Raw genomic sequence first — 13,587 nt, 5'->3', positions numbered from 1 at the left:
ATTAGTTGCGCGCCCCCAGCCGGTCGAACTGGACCTTGCCTGCCTTCATCACCATCGGGATGTGCTCGCCCTGGCCGAGTAGGCAGGCCACGTCGCGCAGCGGATTGCCATCGACCACGAGCAGGTCCGCAATGGCTTCGGGCATGATGCGGCCGAGCTTGCCGTCCATGCCGAGCACCTCGGCGCCGACCAATGTCGCGCTGGCGATGACGGCGCGGGGACCGAGAATCTCGGCACGGATGCGGAACTCGTCGCTCTGCAGACGCTGCGACGGTCCGAGCAGGTCGCTGCCGAACCCCATCTTCACGCCGGCGTCGCGGTAGATCGTGAGCGAACGCAGGCCCGCGTCGCGGACATCGGCGATCTTGGCAACGCTTTCGGGCGGCAGGCCATATTGGGCACCCTCGTTAGCCAGCGCCTCGTAGGTGACGAGCGTCGGCACCACATAGGCGCCCTTCTCGGCCATCAGCTGCGCGGTCGGAGCATCGACCAAATTGCCGTGCTCGATGGTGCGCACCCCGCAGCGCACCGCCCGTTCGATCGCGGCAGCGGTGTAAGCGTGGGCGAGCACATAGGTCTGACGCCCGCGCGCCTCTTCGACGATGGCGCGGATCTCGTCCTCGGAGTAGCCGAAGGCGCCGACCGGATCGGTCGGTGAAGCAACGCCGCCGGAGGCCATGATCTTGATCTGGTCGGCGCCCATCTGCAGTTCCTCGCGCGCCGCCCTGCGCACGCCGTCGACACCATCGGCAACGCGCGCCAGCGCGCCGACACGCACGCAGCAGGGGCACGGTGCGTCGCTGGCAAGATAATCCGAGCGGGCCCGCATGTCGCCGTGGCCGCCGGTCTGGCTGAGCGCACGTCCCGAGACGAACAGCCGCGGACCGTCGGTGAGACCGGTCTCGATCGCCTGCTTCAGCGCATGGCCGGCGCCGCCGGCGTCGCGCACGGTGGTGAAGCCCCGCCGCAGCATGCCGCGCAGCAGCAGCGTTGAGCGCAGCGTCACCAGCACGTTCGGCATGTGCACCTGCTGCGCCAGATTGAGTTCGACGGCGATCGCATGCACATGCAGGTCGATCAGGCCGGGCATCAGCGTCTTGCCCTTCAGATCGACGGTGCGGTCGGTTTCCACTTGGAGCGGCCGATCGGAGACCTCCTTGATCAGACCGTCCTCGACCAGCACGTGATGTCCCTCCAGGAGGTCCGGCTGAAGCGGATCGAGCAGAGCGGCGTTCTTGAAGAGCACACGGGACATGACGACTTCCTGTCTTATCAGGACTGGATGAGCAGCGCGGGCAAGGCGAGCTGGGCGAATGGAAGACACGCGGCGCTATCGTCCTCGACGTACCAGCCTGCCTCATGGAGCAGATTGAGCGAGCCGAGTGTGCGCCCGCGCCAGCGCACGGGCATGTTGAGCACGCTTTCGCAGCCGAGCGAAGCGATCAGCTCGTGATCGGAGAACACCTCGCGCAGATCGTCCCGGGTGCGGCCGATATAGGCCTCGCCGCGGTCGAGCACGGCCTCGGTCCACGGCCCCGGCGCCAGGCGTTTGCGGCCGCCCGCGGGGTAAGGTCCGGGCAGATTGGAATACACCCGCGCGGCTTCCCTCGTGTCGTCGTCATAGGTCAGGATCGTGAACAGCTTGTGCCCGATCGCCGACTTCAGGGCGCCGTCCAGCGCCGAGTACAGGGCATCCGGCTGATCCGCCCTGCCCTGCGCGGCCGCCACCGCGCAGAGCAGCGGATCGGATCGGTGTTTCGTCTCCCTCATGCGACTTCGCCTGCCGCGATCTCTTCCAGCGAACGGCCGCGTGTCGGCACGCCCATCAGCACCACGGTGAGCGCGCCTAACAGCAGCACGCTCGTGGTGAGGCCGAACACGCCGGCGAAGCCGAAATTGGGATAGAGATAGCCGACCAGGATCGGCGAGACGATCGCACCGATGCGGCCGATCGCGGAGGCGAGCCCGGCGCCGGTGGTTCTGACGGCCGTCGGAAATACCTCGGCGGTATAGGCATAGACCCCCGCATAGGTGCCGTTCATGAAGAAGGACAGCAAGATTCCGGCGACCATGATGTGCTGATCGCTCTGCGCGAATGCAAGTCCAAGCGCGCTGGCGCCGCCGAGCACCATGTAGGAGGCAATCGTCGCCTGCCGGCCGATGCGCTCGTTGAAGTACGCAGCGCTGAAATAGCCGGGAATTTGCGCGCAATAGATCGCGATCGAATAGGCGAAGCTCTTGGTGATGCTCATGCCGTTCTGGACCAGAAGGCCGGGGATCCAGACGAAGAAGGAATAGTAGCTGAACGTGATCGTAAGCCACATGATCCAGGTCATAATGGTGATGCGCGCCTGGCGGCCGGCGAGGAGCGCGGCGAAATTGGCAAGCAGCGTCCCACCAGTCACGGCAGGCGCCGTGATTTCGACGACCGGTTGCGGCAGGACATGGCCTTGGCTCGCAAATCCGGCCTCGATCCTGTCCAGCACGGCTGCGGCTTCCTTCTCCCGGCCCCGGCTTTCCAGCCAGCGCGGCGATTCCGGCAGCGCCCTGCGCCACCACAGCAGCATGACGACCGGCACCGCGGTGATCACCAGAACGATGCGCCAGCCGTTCTCAGAGGCGGGCACGATGAAATAGCCGAGCAAGGCCGCCGCGACGAAACCGAAGGAGAAGAATCCGGCCAGCGCGCCGGTAAAGCTGCCGCGGTAACGCCGTGCGACGAATTCCGCCAGATAGGGCGCAATGATCGCGCTCTCCGCGCCGGTGCCCATGCCCGCGACGACGCGGGCGGCGAAGAAGGACGACCAGTCGTTCACCGCAGCGCTGACGATGGATGCGACGCAATAGAGTGCCAGCGCCGACATCATCACCGCGCGACGGCCGATCAGGTCACCCAGCGTGCCCGCCAGCAGCGCGCCGAACAGGAAGCCGATATAGGTGCTGCTGCCGAGCACGCCGATCTGGACGCTCGACAGATTCCAGGTCGTGCGCAGCACCGGCAGGATGAACGCCAGCACGGCTGCGTCCATCGCGTCGAACATGTAGCCGAGCCCGCCCATCAGCAGTAGATGCTTGTGGAAGCGTGCGAATGGAAGGCGCTCGATCCGCGCCGAGATCATCGACATGAAAGTCCCCCTCTGTCTGGCGGGCCGGCACTCCGCTCATTCCCGGGGGAACCATAGACAAGGAGATATTATCGTCATAATTTATAATCATGATCTAGTACATCACTGGGGTGAATGTTCTGTCGTTTCGCTCGCTCGACCTCAACCTGCTGAAAGTGTTCGAGGCCCTGATGACCGAGGGCAGCGTCACGCGCGCCGCCAACGCGCTTCTGATGACGCAGCCGGCGGTCAGCAATGCGCTCGCACGCCTGCGGGACGCGCTCGGCGATCCCCTGTTCGTCAGGTCCGGCACCGGCATCCGTCCGACCCAGCGCGCCGTGGTGCTGTGGGAGCCGATCGGCGAAGCGCTCGAAACCGTCCGCGGCGCGCTCGACGAGCAGGTGTTCGATCCGCACCGTGCTCAGACCGAGTTCAGCCTGTCGATGTCGGATTACGTCGCCTCGCTGGTGATGCCAAACCTGCTGAACCATTTCGGCAAGGTCGCGCCCAAGGCGCGAATCCACACCGTTCCCAACACCATTTTGGAGATCGCCGACCAGCTCGAGGACAATCGCGTTGATTGCGTCCTCAGCGTCTATGTCAACGAGGCGCAGCAGCCGGCCGCCATCCGCTCGCGCTCGCTGTGGACCGTCGACTACGCCTGCTTCATGCGGCGCAGCCATCCGCTCGCGGCGATGAAGCGGCTGAGCACGCGCAGTTTCCTCAACGCGGGGCATGTCGATGTGAGCCTCGCCGGCAAGACCTTGCCGTCCTACGACCTCTTCCTCGCCTCGCGAGGGCTGTCGCGCAACGTGGTCGCGACCGTCAATCACTATAGCGCCGCCTACGAAATCGTGCGCCAGTCCGACCTGATCGCCGTGCTGCCGAGCGATCTGCGCTCGCAATCCCGGCACGCGCCGTTCCTGCACGCCATGACGCTTCCGCTCAAGGCGCCGCCGCGCATCGTCAGCCTGTTCTGGCACCAGCGCAACGACACCGTACCGGCGCAGCGCTGGCTGCGCGACACGCTGGTCGAGATGTTCGCCAGGTCCGACTGAAGCCGCGGGTGGTGCGCCCCCGGACACCATGAAAAAAGGGAAACAATGGGTTTCTCGAAGCAGCATTGCGCGCCAGTCCCTGCTGCTTAGCTCCAACCAAAGCAATCCTCTCCCCAGTGACAGGCGCGAAAGCCGCGCCCGCAGAGACCTCATCAATGACCGCAACGCTCGAATTCGGACTGGACACCTTTGGCGACGTCACCAGGGACGCCTCCGGCGCGATGCTTCCGCACGCACAGGTGATCCGCAACGTCGTCGACGAGGCGGTGCTCGCCGACGAGCTCGGCCTCGACTTCATCGGCCTCGGCGAGCATCACCGCGCCGACTTCGCGATCTCCTCCCCTGAGACCGTGCTGGCCGCCATCGCGTCGCGAACCAGGCGCATCCATCTCGGCTCGGCCGTGACGGTGCTGAGCTCGGACGATCCAATCCGCGTCTTCCAGCGCTTTGCCACGCTGGACGCGCTCTCGAACGGACGTGCGGAGGTGATCCTCGGCCGCGGCTCGTTCACCGAGTCCTTTCCACTGTTCGGTTTCGACCTGCGGGCTTACGAGGCGCTGTTCGAGGAGAAGCTCGATCTGTTCGCGGCACTGCTGTCGCAGAAGCCGGTGACCTGGGAAGGCAAGCTGCGTCCGCCGCTGAACGGGCAGCTGGTCTATCCCCCGGTCGAGAACGGCACGCTCAAGACCTGGATCGGCGTCGGCGGCAGTCCGCAATCGGTGGTGCGCGCGGCGCATTACGACTTGCCCTTGATGCTCGCGATCATCGGCGGCGATCCCGCGCGCTTCGCGCCCTTCGTCGAGCTCTATCACCGCGCGTTCAGGGAGTTCGGCCGCCCGGCACAGCCGATCGGCGTGCACTCGCCAGGCTATGTCGCCGAGACCGACGAACAGGCGCGCGAGGAGCTGTGGCCCGACTACAAGGCGATGCGCGACCGCATCGGCAGGGAACGCGGCTGGCCACCGATGGGCCGCGACGAGTTCGTGAACGAGGCCGAGCACGGCTCGCTCTATGTCGGCTCGCCCGAGACGGTCGCGCGCAAGATCGCCAAGACGGCAAAGGCGCTCGGCATTTCGCGGTTTCAGCTGAAGTATTCGGCGGGCCCGCTGCCGCATGGCAAGCTGATGAAGAGCATCGAGCTCTATGGGCGGAAGGTAGTGCCGATGGTGCGGGAGATGATGGGGTGACTTGCGCGCTTACCCAGTCCGCCTGCGCCCTCCGGGCTGCGGCGCGACAGCCTTCGCTCACTTCGCGCCATGACCATCGGTGCCGGCTTGCCGAGCCGTAGCTCGCGAAGCGAGCGAAGGCTGGTGGGGGAGGCAGTTGTCAAATGGCAACTACAAATCAACCACTTACAGCGAGGTGCGGGCCTATGGATACCGTTGATGCAAAAAAGGAAATTTCGGAGGCGCCCTCACCCGGCATGACCTTGGGCGGTCTGGTCGAGGCTTACCAGACCGACCGCATCTCGACCTATCACCAGCTCCGCTACAATACCCGCAAGAACTCCGCGTCGATCCTTAAGCGGATAGTGGCTGCGCACGGCCATATGGAGCTCAAGGCCATCAAGCGCCGGGATCTGGCGGAGTGGTATATGGACTGGGCGAACGGCGGCAAGGTCTCGATGGCGCACGCCTTCATCGCCCAGATCAGGACCTTGTGCGGGTTCGGCGCCAGCATGCTCGAGGATGAGGAATGCGACCGAATCTCTCTGGTCCTGCATCGGATGAGGTTCGCGAACAGCCCGCCACGCACCGAGCGGCTCGTGGCGTCCCAGGTCGATGCAATCCGTAAGGCCGCCCGCGAGCACTTCGGCTGGTACTATCTCGCCTTGGCTCAGGCCTTCCAGTTCGAGTGCATGTTCCGGCAGCGCGACTGCCTGGGAGAATGGGTCCCCGAAGCCGAGCCCGGCGAGACCGACGTCCGGCACAACGGGCAGAAGTGGTTGCGCGGCATCCGATGGGATGAGATCGACGAGAATTGGATACTGAACCACAAGACCAGCAAACGTCAGAAGTTCATCCAATGGAACTTGGCGGCCGCGGATATGGTGATGGCTGAGCTCGCGGTTTTAGTCCAGTTGCCGGTTGAGGAGATCACCCGGTCAATGTTCCCGACCAGCGGCCCGATCATCATCAACGACGTAACCGGCCTGCCCTGGAGTGCCAACGAGTATCGGCGGAAGTGGCGGCTCGTGGCCGATCACGTTGGGGTGCCGAAGGGGATCAAAAACATGGACTCGCGCGCCGGAGCTATCACCGAGGCGACCGAGGCCGGCGCCGATCTCGAGCACGTCAAGCATGCCGCGACCCACAGCGACATCTCGCAGACGCAGCGATACAGCCGCGGCGCCACGGAGAAGATCGCGAGCGTTCAGAAGTCGCGGATCGAGTTTCGCAACAAGGAAAAGTTCAAGCACACCGGCTAGTCCGGGATTGGTGACCGAACAGTTGTTAAGACAGAGAGGATGACATGAAGCACGCCAGAGCGGATTACGATCGCATCCAAGACCCAGCCGGCGAAATCCCAGAAGATGAACCAGTCTTTCTGCTTCGCGGGCAGGACAAGTTCGCAGCGGCGGCGGTCTCCTATTACGCGCATCTATGCCGCCAAGCCGGGTTAACTGATATCGCCCGGCTGACCGAAGACCAAAGTGCAAAGATGCGGAAATGGCCGAAACACAAGACTCCAGACCTACCGCCGGGTGTCCGATGACGCGGGAATTGATGGAAAAGGTATTCGATGCCCTTCAGCGCGCCGAGGGATATGTGAACGCCGCCGCATGGCTCGAAACTGCGAACCCGCCTCACGAGATGGGCAAAGCCTGCCAAGATATCGTCAAGGTAAGGGATGCCCTCGCCGACCTACAGCAAGCACTCAAGCACTCTTGAGCAGCCACCGCAGGAGAGACAGATGGACGCCAAAACAGAAGCCGCCTTCGTGGCGCACGTCAAGGATCTAGAACACCGCGCAATCAGCGGAGACCCATATGCTGTAAAATCTCTGGCCTGCATGGCCCTGTTGGTCGATGGGTGGCGTCCTACTGATCCAGGCGGAGGGGGCGAGGTCATCGACCTGATGCCATATCTCCGGCTGGCAGCCTGACAGATAAATAGGACATGAGCATGAGAAACAAGGAACTGCTCGGGACCGACGATGTGATACTGCTGTTGCAAGCAGCAGTCGACCAAGCCGGCGGTCAGCGAGCATGGGGCAGAAAACACAAGGTCTCATCTGCCTACATCAGCAAGGTCATCACCCGCCAGAAAGCGCCCGGGGATAAGATAACGAAGGCGCTTGGGCTTGAGGTAGAGCTGCGCTGGCGGGCGCCTGCCCGTTCATAAACAGGGGAGCGACAATGAGCGGCAATTGCTACTACTGCGGCGGTCACCCAGACGAGGTGGCTGATCTGCGTCGCCGACGCGATGAGCTGGAGGCTGAGGTCGAACGGCTGCGAGCAGCAATCGAGACCGTCGCCAAGACATTTGAAAAGGACCGAGAGCAGGGCTTCAAAACGCGCGACAAGGATTTCGCCATCACGATCCTTCGCCGAGCGCTACCCAAATCCTAAGCGAAGAGGGAAAGTGCGATGGGCGGCCTTAGACGAATCTGCAAGGCATTTGGCGGCATGCGCGTGGTCGGAAACGACGGTAACGCGATCAATTACGTGTGGGACTATGTGGCCGACAAGCCAGTGCCGGACACGGAGATGCCGCTTGGCTCCGATAGATGGAAGGCAAGCGAGCGCGTCAGGTGGGGCAAGCCCACAGCTGGGCAACCATCGAAAGACTAGCGCTAACCTAGTACCTGTCCCGTGATTTCCATTTCTAACCTCACTTTCGTTGCCCCTGAGCGAGCGTCAGATAGTAAACGTGCTGCCGCTCGTCAGCTCCACCGTCACCGGACCGCCGACCTCATAATAGGCCTTCTTGATCGTCTTGCCAGCCACGTTCACATGCACGTCGTTGATGGCGGCAGCGACGCCGCTGAGATCGTTCATCGGGTAGTTCAGGAACGGCAAGTCCCAGCCGTAGACCATCCAACGCTGATACCCGAGACAAGCCGCAATCAGCATCAGCCGCCCGAGCCACTGATAGCGCTGCTGCGTGGTCATTGACGCGAAGATCGTTGTTTCGGAGGTCGGATAGCTCCCGTCAAGGCCCGTCTCGGAGCACATCAGCGGAAGATTGCCGACGCTGTTCGAGGTCATCGAATTGCGGACTTGCTTGAAGGCCGAGAGGATGTCCGCGGTGATGCCGGTGCCCCACACGCCGAGCGTCTGGCACGGCGGCGCGATGCCGTAATAATGGATGCAGATCACGTCGCAGAGCGTCTTGCCGGCGACGGTCGTGTTGATCGTCCCCGTGGCTGGCAGGAACGTGTTGAGGGTCGCGGTTGAGACGAAGCCGGCGGACAGCCGCTTGACGGTTGGATCGACGGCAAGAACGGCGTCGCTCGCCGCCTTGCACATATCGACGAACGAGCCGACGTCGTTCTGGTAGTACGGATGCGGGCTGACGAATCCCGGTTCGTTCCAATACTCCAGCTCGTCAATGCCCCGGCCGTAGGCACTCCAGTTCGTGCCGCCGCCATTGACCTGGGAAGCCCACCCGCCGCCCGCCGTGTTGTAGCGGGTGAATACGGCCGTGATGAAGTTGGCCCAGCCAGTGAGCCCGTTCGGAGACGAACTGTCCGGATAGGCCGCGCTGGGGTGCGCCGAGCTGCGCAGCGGATTGCCCGGCGAGAGATAGAATAGCGGCGTGTCGTGCGGGCAGAACGAGACCGTATGGCCCAGCGCTTTCTCGCGGGTAATGGCCTGGTCGAGGTATGACCAGTTGTAGACGCCGGCAGCCGTCTCGATCCAATCCCACCGCGCGGTGATCTCGTGGAGACGAAAGGCCCCGTATCCGATCGAGGGAGTGGGTGACGGGCCTGTCGGCGGGTAGGGATGGCCGGACGTGTTGAGGAAGTTCGCTATCGTTGTGTCCCACACCAGCCCGTTTGCATGCATCCCGACGAAATCGGCTGGCACGATGACCGGAGATCCAGCACTGACAAGAATATTCCGGTCGGAGCGCGCGAGGCCGCCATAGCTTGGCATTCCAGATTCCTCACGCCGCCGAGATCAGTTCGACGGTCGCCCGGCTTAGCGAAACATAATCCGTGGCCGTTCCAATCTGGGCTGTGAAGACAAGGTTCTGCGTGTTGGCCGTGTTGATCGCGAGCTGTGTCAGCGCGGCGCTGGACGAACCGATGTCGCTGGAGTTCGAGGTCGAGGCCCCGATGATTTCCTGCGCATTGGTGACGCCGCTGTTCTGGATCGTGCGCTTCTCGCCCCACCAGTTCTGGCTTGCCGGACTGTAGGTAAACGCAGCCGAGCCGCCGAATGTGATCTGGCTCTGCTTGGCGTTGGCGTTGTTGATCATTGAGAAACCGCAATCGACGATGATTGCCCCGTTCGCGCCCATGGACCCGCCGAGGATCGGAAGCGTCACCAGCGAGGCGCTGCTGGTCTGTTGGGCATAAGCGCCCGGCCCCGTCGTGGCAAATGCGGTAGGCGAGGTCGGGATATAGGGTGCGCCGGTCGTCAGCACGTTGTTGAAGATCGTCCCGGCCGTGGTGCTCGACATCTGGACGAAATAGACGCCCGCGGCCGAGCCAGCCACGATCGCGTTGGCCGGGAAGTACATCCAGCAATTTGCAAACGTCTTGTAGAGCGCGGTCGTCAGCGTCAGCGCGCCGTTATTGGCGATCGAGCCGGACGACGGGAGAACGACGGGGCAGCCCCAGTTGGCGACGATGTTCCTGCTGGCCTGCGGAACGCCGGTCAGAGCCGGGCTCGTCAGCACCGTGCCGCTGGTGGCGGTAAGAGGCGCCTGCCCTTCGACCAGCGTTGCCGAGGCGGTGCCGCCGGTCAAGGAAACCACGTTCACGCGCAAGCCGTAATACGGGATTCCGATGACGACGGAGGACGTGCCCGGCGCCGTCAAGCTCACGCTTGCGACCGTCGTCCAACCAGAGACCAGCGTGGTATCCTGTGTGGCCTGCACCTGCGCAAACAGGTTCGAGACGCCAGAGCCGGCCGTGACGTTTACGGTCGAGTCCGCTGGCGGCTGAGACAGCCCCGTGGACGCCGCTGGCGCTGCCGTGGTGTTTGATCCAGACCACTGGAAGTTCTGGGTGATCGGAGTGGTGGCCGCAAACGCTGCCGGGATCGCTTTGATATCGATGCTCATGATGTCCTCAGTTCGGCGCGAGTGCGACGACGTTCACGCCGTTCGACGTGACCTGTGTTCCGTTGTAGGTGACGAATTCCCAGTGGTAGCCGGGTGGCGCAGGCGGCATGCCCGCTGAGGCCCCCGTTGACCCAAGGCCACCGAGGGAGCCAAATCCGCCCTTGGCGCCCATTGCTCCAAATCTCATGTGTTCATGTCTCCAAGCACGAAAAAGCCGGCGGTGAAGCCGGCCGGTCAGGTCTAATTGTGAGAAGTGTTAGCGGCGGTATTCTTTGGTGGCGACTTCGCCAGCGCAGGCGAGATAGCCGGCTCCGTCTACCCAATCGTCTACGTTGACGCCGCCGCTCTGTGTGCGGGCGATCTTGAGCAGCGCCATCATGTGCGGAACATCAGTAGCGCTAAGCTGGCGGTCAAGCTTGAGATAGGCGCTCCACAGTGCTGCGACGTGCGCGAAGTGGGAATGCATGTCCCCGTGGGACTCGGCGCGATCCCCGCCGACGAGTTCAGCGGCCTTGGTAGCGATCTCCGGGGCGTTCATTTCACAAACCACCATAAGCCGACGTTACTAAACGCATAGCCAGCATAGCATATTCCCATCGCAGGGTTGTCTAAATAAAACTGCTCAGCAGCGATATATGCGTAAATTCCGCCGACAAGTGCGACTAATCCTGCGCTCATCATTCTTCTCTAAACCTCGTCCGAGCGCCGCCCGTGGCGCGGTGATCCCTGAAGGTCTGGATGTGGATACGGCCCTTCTCATCAACCTTGAAATTGAGCTGGTGAACTAAGCCGCAGTCACAGCATTGCTCCTTGTAGCCCCGCTTGGGGACCACGATCCATTCGCCATGGCTGACCTGGTAATACTCCGGCTTCTTAGACACGGTGCAGCGCCCCCCGAAATTGTACGTGCTTGTCGTCCCATACCGTCACCAACTCAGGCGCCATCAGCCGGCCGTCGCGGTAGGTCAGCACACAGAAGCCAGACCGCCAGTCGAGGGCGGCGTCTTCGGTATAGTTGATGAACTGCTTGAACGACGGGTCGGCAATACAGCCCGCGTCCACCCCGTACCGATCGCCGTTGTAGTCGGTAATCGGGCTGATCTTCTGGCTGTGCAGATGGCCGTGCACGTAGGACACCCCGCTATTGAGCGCGGAAGCCCGTGCAGCGTTCATCCCGCCGCCCTTGGGTTTGTGCTTCACCATAGTCCGGCCCCTCTCGTTGAGGCTGTTGATGGCGCAGGACCACCCCTTCTCCCAGAGCCCGAAGTGGTCTGAGAGATGGACGCCCTTGATGTTGCGATACTGGCGAGCGTTGTTCGCCAAATTAGCCTCGAACCGGGCATCGTGATTGCCAAGCGTCCAGACCTTGCGGGCGCGCCGGCTGGCGGTCGCGATGTCGTGGAGGTGGTCTTGCGCCGCCTCGATCTCCTGCCATGGCTCTGGCGCACTTTCCCACATGATCGGGGCGTGCCTGCCGATCGACGGGAAGTCGAGAACGTCACCGTTGAGGATGACAATGGCCGGTCTGAGGTCGTCTGCGAACTTCTTGAATGCCCGGAGCGCCGTCGATTCCTGGCCGGGCCAGATGTGAAAGTCAGATCCAACAAGAACCGTGCCGTTCTTGATTTCGTGCTGGAGCCGATGAGGGTACTTGGCTTCCAGATAGGCCAGGCTGGGCGGGTGGATTGGCTCGTCGTACTTGGCTTCCAGGCGGCGCCTGCGATGGTTTACGTTCCTGACGGTTGACCCGATTAGCTTCGCCGACTTCTCCGTGATCCCGTGTTGCTTGATGATACGCAAGAACTCGTCGTCCGAGAGCTTAGCGGCTGGCAATCAAACACCTCCGGCTTGAACGAAGCACCACGTATAGCCGGCAGTGCTCAGGAAAATGATGCTGTGTCCCGTAGGGTTGCCCTTATCGAACTTCAGTTTATTCGGCGGGATCTCGTATTCCTCGCCGATCTCACGATGTGGACGACCGAGAGGACCATCAGGACGATTATCAGTAATCCGACAATACGCCTTATCGCCTTTGACGTGGATATCATCGCAGTAGTAGGCGTCAGCCTCTCCGCAGCATGAGAGCGTGGGAACGTCGGGCTGCATCAGGGATTTGTACCACTGGCTGACCTCGTTTTCCTGCCACTGGCCGGCGTCGCGGGCGATGACGAACCGCACGTTAGCCAGGATGAGGAGCAGAGCGATCATTGCTCCGAGCGCAACGAGGATGGCGGGATTCTTCATCTCCCGCAGGAAGTCCTTCAGGTCATCCATCATTTGCGATGCTTGACCTGATAGATCTTCGCCACGATCTGCAAGCACAGCCAGAAGACGCCAAGGATCGGCAGAACCAAGGCGGCAACGTCAGAGACCGAGTGAAGCGCCGGGAGCCACCATGGGCTTACTATGGCAGCAACGGCGCCTGTATCAGTCACGATTTCTCCGTTTGTCATCAGTGCAACCACCGCACCCTAAAGCCGTCGTACCAGCGCTTGCGCACCACCTGATTTGCTGTCGGGCTGCACGGGCAAGGATCGACGTGCTTGACGACCTTCGCAGCCTTGGGGATTGATGGTTTTGGCTGCTGCATCGTTGCGCAGCCTCCGAGCAACAGAGCGACCGCCGCCGCGGTTAGCAACTTCATCGAGGCCTCCAGATTCTTGCTACCTTTTCGATGGTCCGACCGCCGAACCAACAAACGATGACGGCGCTGAAGGCCTCAGCCATCACGCCCTTAAGAGCGATCGTTGAACCAAGATGCAGAACTGTGTCCCAAATCACGATCTTGAAAACGTAAAGCGCCATCGACCAACACACGACGGCGCGTGGCGCGGCTGTCCACCACCGCCCCTCGTCAGCCTGGTTTTGCTTGGTGTTTAGCTCACGCTCTTTCGCCTGAAGCTCCAGGTCTTTCCCGGCTAGATCGGCGGCGAGCGTGTCCTGATTGCTGCCGGCCTCAAGCTTGGCTTTATAGGCATCGACTAGCCCCTTGATAACGGGGCCGCCGAGGAACGAAGCCAACCAGCTCCACATCTTACTTGACGGCCTTCAGGATGGCTTCGGCCTTATCCTTCAGGGCGCCGGCATAGTCTTCGGCTCCCTTGTACCAGCGCGTAATCGGCTCGCGGCCGAACCAGACAGCGGCACCACCAGCAACGAACCAAACGATATCGATCACTGCAAACATGA

Annotated in this window: 20 protein-coding genes; 9 read left to right on the top strand and 11 right to left on the bottom strand. The window is 62.4% G+C overall.

Annotated elements, in window-relative coordinates:
* Nucleotide 1: 1 nt before the first annotated feature.
* From AC0L23_RS19755 to AC0L23_RS19745, 3 genes are read right to left on the bottom strand one after another with little or no spacing between them, the layout of a single operon-like run.
* Complete coding sequence (locus AC0L23_RS19755; RefSeq protein ID WP_247371713.1) at nucleotides 2-1,255, bottom strand: metal-dependent hydrolase family protein; 1,254 nt, start codon at nucleotides 1,253-1,255, stop codon at nucleotides 2-4.
* 17 nt (nucleotides 1,256-1,272) lie between these two features.
* Nucleotides 1,273-1,770, bottom strand: coding sequence for a GAF domain-containing protein (locus tag AC0L23_RS19750; RefSeq protein ID WP_473357321.1), 498 nt, complete (start codon nucleotides 1,768-1,770; stop codon nucleotides 1,273-1,275).
* On the bottom strand, nucleotides 1,767-3,125 hold the full coding sequence (locus tag AC0L23_RS19745) for an MFS transporter (protein ID WP_018458110.1): 1,359 nt from the start codon (nucleotides 3,123-3,125) through the stop codon (nucleotides 1,767-1,769). Before AC0L23_RS19745 ends, AC0L23_RS19750 begins: the two co-directional genes overlap by 4 nt.
* Nucleotides 3,126-3,235: 110 nt before the next feature.
* On the opposite strand from AC0L23_RS19745, the gene AC0L23_RS19740 reads away from it, so the two are divergent.
* From AC0L23_RS19740 to AC0L23_RS19705, 8 genes are all read left to right on the top strand, one after another.
* Nucleotides 3,236-4,162, top strand: coding sequence for a LysR family transcriptional regulator (locus AC0L23_RS19740; protein ID WP_473357320.1), 927 nt, complete (start codon nucleotides 3,236-3,238; stop codon nucleotides 4,160-4,162).
* 155 nt (nucleotides 4,163-4,317) lie between these two features.
* On the top strand, nucleotides 4,318-5,349 hold the full coding sequence (locus AC0L23_RS19735; RefSeq protein ID WP_473357319.1) for an LLM class flavin-dependent oxidoreductase: 1,032 nt from the start codon (nucleotides 4,318-4,320) through the stop codon (nucleotides 5,347-5,349).
* A gap of 185 nt (nucleotides 5,350-5,534) precedes the next feature.
* Nucleotides 5,535-6,590 (top strand): hypothetical protein, encoded by a 1,056-nt coding sequence (locus AC0L23_RS19730; RefSeq protein WP_473357318.1) that lies wholly within the window; start codon nucleotides 5,535-5,537, stop codon nucleotides 6,588-6,590.
* Nucleotides 6,591-6,634: 44 nt separating this feature from the next.
* Nucleotides 6,635-6,877 (top strand): hypothetical protein, encoded by a 243-nt coding sequence (locus AC0L23_RS19725; RefSeq protein WP_473357317.1) that lies wholly within the window; start codon nucleotides 6,635-6,637, stop codon nucleotides 6,875-6,877.
* Nucleotides 6,874-7,053, top strand: coding sequence for a hypothetical protein (locus AC0L23_RS19720; RefSeq protein ID WP_473357316.1), 180 nt, complete (start codon nucleotides 6,874-6,876; stop codon nucleotides 7,051-7,053). The genes AC0L23_RS19725 and AC0L23_RS19720 overlap by 4 nt, the downstream gene beginning before the upstream one ends.
* Before the next feature lie 22 nt (nucleotides 7,054-7,075).
* Nucleotides 7,076-7,267, top strand: coding sequence for a hypothetical protein (locus AC0L23_RS19715; RefSeq protein ID WP_473357315.1), 192 nt, complete (start codon nucleotides 7,076-7,078; stop codon nucleotides 7,265-7,267).
* Nucleotides 7,268-7,287: 20 nt separating this feature from the next.
* Entirely contained in the window at nucleotides 7,288-7,506 is a 219-nt protein-coding gene (locus AC0L23_RS19710) for a hypothetical protein (RefSeq protein WP_473357314.1), read from the top strand.
* 14 nt (nucleotides 7,507-7,520) lie between these two features.
* On the top strand, nucleotides 7,521-7,733 hold the full coding sequence (locus AC0L23_RS19705) for an FtsB/FtsL family cell division protein (protein WP_473357313.1): 213 nt from the start codon (nucleotides 7,521-7,523) through the stop codon (nucleotides 7,731-7,733).
* A gap of 288 nt (nucleotides 7,734-8,021) precedes the next feature.
* On the opposite strand, the gene AC0L23_RS19700 is transcribed toward AC0L23_RS19705, so the two are convergent.
* The 4 genes from AC0L23_RS19700 to AC0L23_RS19685 all read right to left on the bottom strand — a co-directional run bounded on the left by AC0L23_RS19700 (nucleotide 8,022) and on the right by AC0L23_RS19685 (nucleotide 10,936).
* Complete coding sequence (locus tag AC0L23_RS19700) at nucleotides 8,022-9,263, bottom strand: hypothetical protein (RefSeq protein ID WP_473357312.1); 1,242 nt, start codon at nucleotides 9,261-9,263, stop codon at nucleotides 8,022-8,024.
* 10 nt (nucleotides 9,264-9,273) lie between these two features.
* Nucleotides 9,274-10,398, bottom strand: a complete 1,125-nt coding sequence (locus tag AC0L23_RS19695) for a hypothetical protein (protein WP_473357311.1) — start codon at nucleotides 10,396-10,398, stop codon at nucleotides 9,274-9,276.
* Between the two features lie 7 nt (nucleotides 10,399-10,405).
* Entirely contained in the window at nucleotides 10,406-10,585 is a 180-nt protein-coding gene (locus tag AC0L23_RS19690; protein WP_473357310.1) for a hypothetical protein, read from the bottom strand.
* Nucleotides 10,586-10,654: 69 nt separating this feature from the next.
* Nucleotides 10,655-10,936, bottom strand: coding sequence for a DUF6378 domain-containing protein (locus AC0L23_RS19685; RefSeq protein ID WP_473357309.1), 282 nt, complete (start codon nucleotides 10,934-10,936; stop codon nucleotides 10,655-10,657).
* A 97-nt stretch (nucleotides 10,937-11,033) separates the two neighbouring features.
* On the opposite strand from AC0L23_RS19685, the gene AC0L23_RS19680 reads away from it, so the two are divergent.
* Complete coding sequence (locus tag AC0L23_RS19680) at nucleotides 11,034-11,186, top strand: hypothetical protein (RefSeq protein ID WP_473357308.1); 153 nt, start codon at nucleotides 11,034-11,036, stop codon at nucleotides 11,184-11,186.
* Nucleotides 11,187-11,271: 85 nt separating this feature from the next.
* On the opposite strand, the gene AC0L23_RS19675 is transcribed toward AC0L23_RS19680, so the two are convergent.
* The 4 genes from AC0L23_RS19675 to AC0L23_RS19660 all read right to left on the bottom strand — a co-directional run bounded on the left by AC0L23_RS19675 (nucleotide 11,272) and on the right by AC0L23_RS19660 (nucleotide 13,585).
* Nucleotides 11,272-12,198, bottom strand: a complete 927-nt coding sequence (locus tag AC0L23_RS19675) for a metallophosphoesterase (protein ID WP_473357307.1) — start codon at nucleotides 12,196-12,198, stop codon at nucleotides 11,272-11,274.
* 33 nt (nucleotides 12,199-12,231) lie between these two features.
* A complete protein-coding gene (locus AC0L23_RS19670; protein WP_473357306.1) occupies nucleotides 12,232-12,672 on the bottom strand; it encodes a hypothetical protein in 441 nt (146 codons plus the stop codon).
* A gap of 366 nt (nucleotides 12,673-13,038) precedes the next feature.
* Nucleotides 13,039-13,419: a hypothetical protein gene (locus AC0L23_RS19665; protein WP_473357305.1), complete on the bottom strand. Its 381-nt coding sequence runs from the start codon at nucleotides 13,417-13,419 to the stop codon at nucleotides 13,039-13,041.
* Between the two features lie 13 nt (nucleotides 13,420-13,432).
* The gene (locus AC0L23_RS19660; protein ID WP_473357304.1) at nucleotides 13,433-13,585 is read right to left on the bottom strand and encodes a hypothetical protein; all 153 of its coding nucleotides are present in this window, start codon (nucleotides 13,583-13,585) and stop codon (nucleotides 13,433-13,435) included.
* Nucleotides 13,586-13,587 lie beyond the last annotated feature (2 nt).

The organism is Bradyrhizobium sp. MI1.4 (assembly GCF_055811315.1).
This window is presented reverse-complemented; position numbering and strand designations above follow the sequence as displayed.

Bases quoted from the DNA above. Each gene is read 5' to 3' on its own strand.
- AC0L23_RS19725 (WP_473357317.1), top strand. From the start codon at position 6,635: ATGAAGCACGCCAGAGCGGATTACGATCGCATCCAAGACCCAGCCGGC.
- AC0L23_RS19755 (WP_247371713.1), bottom strand. From the start codon at position 1,255: ATGTCCCGTGTGCTCTTCAAGAACGCCGCTCTGCTCGATCCGCTTCAG.
- AC0L23_RS19660 (WP_473357304.1), bottom strand. From the start codon at position 13,585: ATGTTTGCAGTGATCGATATCGTTTGGTTCGTTGCTGGTGGTGCCGCT.
- AC0L23_RS19730 (WP_473357318.1), top strand. From the start codon at position 5,535: ATGGATACCGTTGATGCAAAAAAGGAAATTTCGGAGGCGCCCTCACCC.
- AC0L23_RS19715 (WP_473357315.1), top strand. From the start codon at position 7,076: ATGGACGCCAAAACAGAAGCCGCCTTCGTGGCGCACGTCAAGGATCTA.
- AC0L23_RS19745 (WP_018458110.1), bottom strand. From the start codon at position 3,125: ATGTCGATGATCTCGGCGCGGATCGAGCGCCTTCCATTCGCACGCTTC.
- AC0L23_RS19720 (WP_473357316.1), top strand. From the start codon at position 6,874: ATGACGCGGGAATTGATGGAAAAGGTATTCGATGCCCTTCAGCGCGCC.
- AC0L23_RS19670 (WP_473357306.1), bottom strand. From the start codon at position 12,672: ATGGATGACCTGAAGGACTTCCTGCGGGAGATGAAGAATCCCGCCATC.
- AC0L23_RS19690 (WP_473357310.1), bottom strand. From the start codon at position 10,585: ATGAGATTTGGAGCAATGGGCGCCAAGGGCGGATTTGGCTCCCTCGGT.
- AC0L23_RS19735 (WP_473357319.1), top strand. From the start codon at position 4,318: ATGACCGCAACGCTCGAATTCGGACTGGACACCTTTGGCGACGTCACC.
- AC0L23_RS19705 (WP_473357313.1), top strand. From the start codon at position 7,521: ATGAGCGGCAATTGCTACTACTGCGGCGGTCACCCAGACGAGGTGGCT.
- AC0L23_RS19700 (WP_473357312.1), bottom strand. From the start codon at position 9,263: ATGCCAAGCTATGGCGGCCTCGCGCGCTCCGACCGGAATATTCTTGTC.
- AC0L23_RS19680 (WP_473357308.1), top strand. From the start codon at position 11,034: ATGCGTAAATTCCGCCGACAAGTGCGACTAATCCTGCGCTCATCATTC.
- AC0L23_RS19710 (WP_473357314.1), top strand. From the start codon at position 7,288: ATGAGAAACAAGGAACTGCTCGGGACCGACGATGTGATACTGCTGTTG.
- AC0L23_RS19685 (WP_473357309.1), bottom strand. From the start codon at position 10,936: ATGAACGCCCCGGAGATCGCTACCAAGGCCGCTGAACTCGTCGGCGGG.
- AC0L23_RS19695 (WP_473357311.1), bottom strand. From the start codon at position 10,398: ATGAGCATCGATATCAAAGCGATCCCGGCAGCGTTTGCGGCCACCACT.
- AC0L23_RS19750 (WP_473357321.1), bottom strand. From the start codon at position 1,770: ATGAGGGAGACGAAACACCGATCCGATCCGCTGCTCTGCGCGGTGGCG.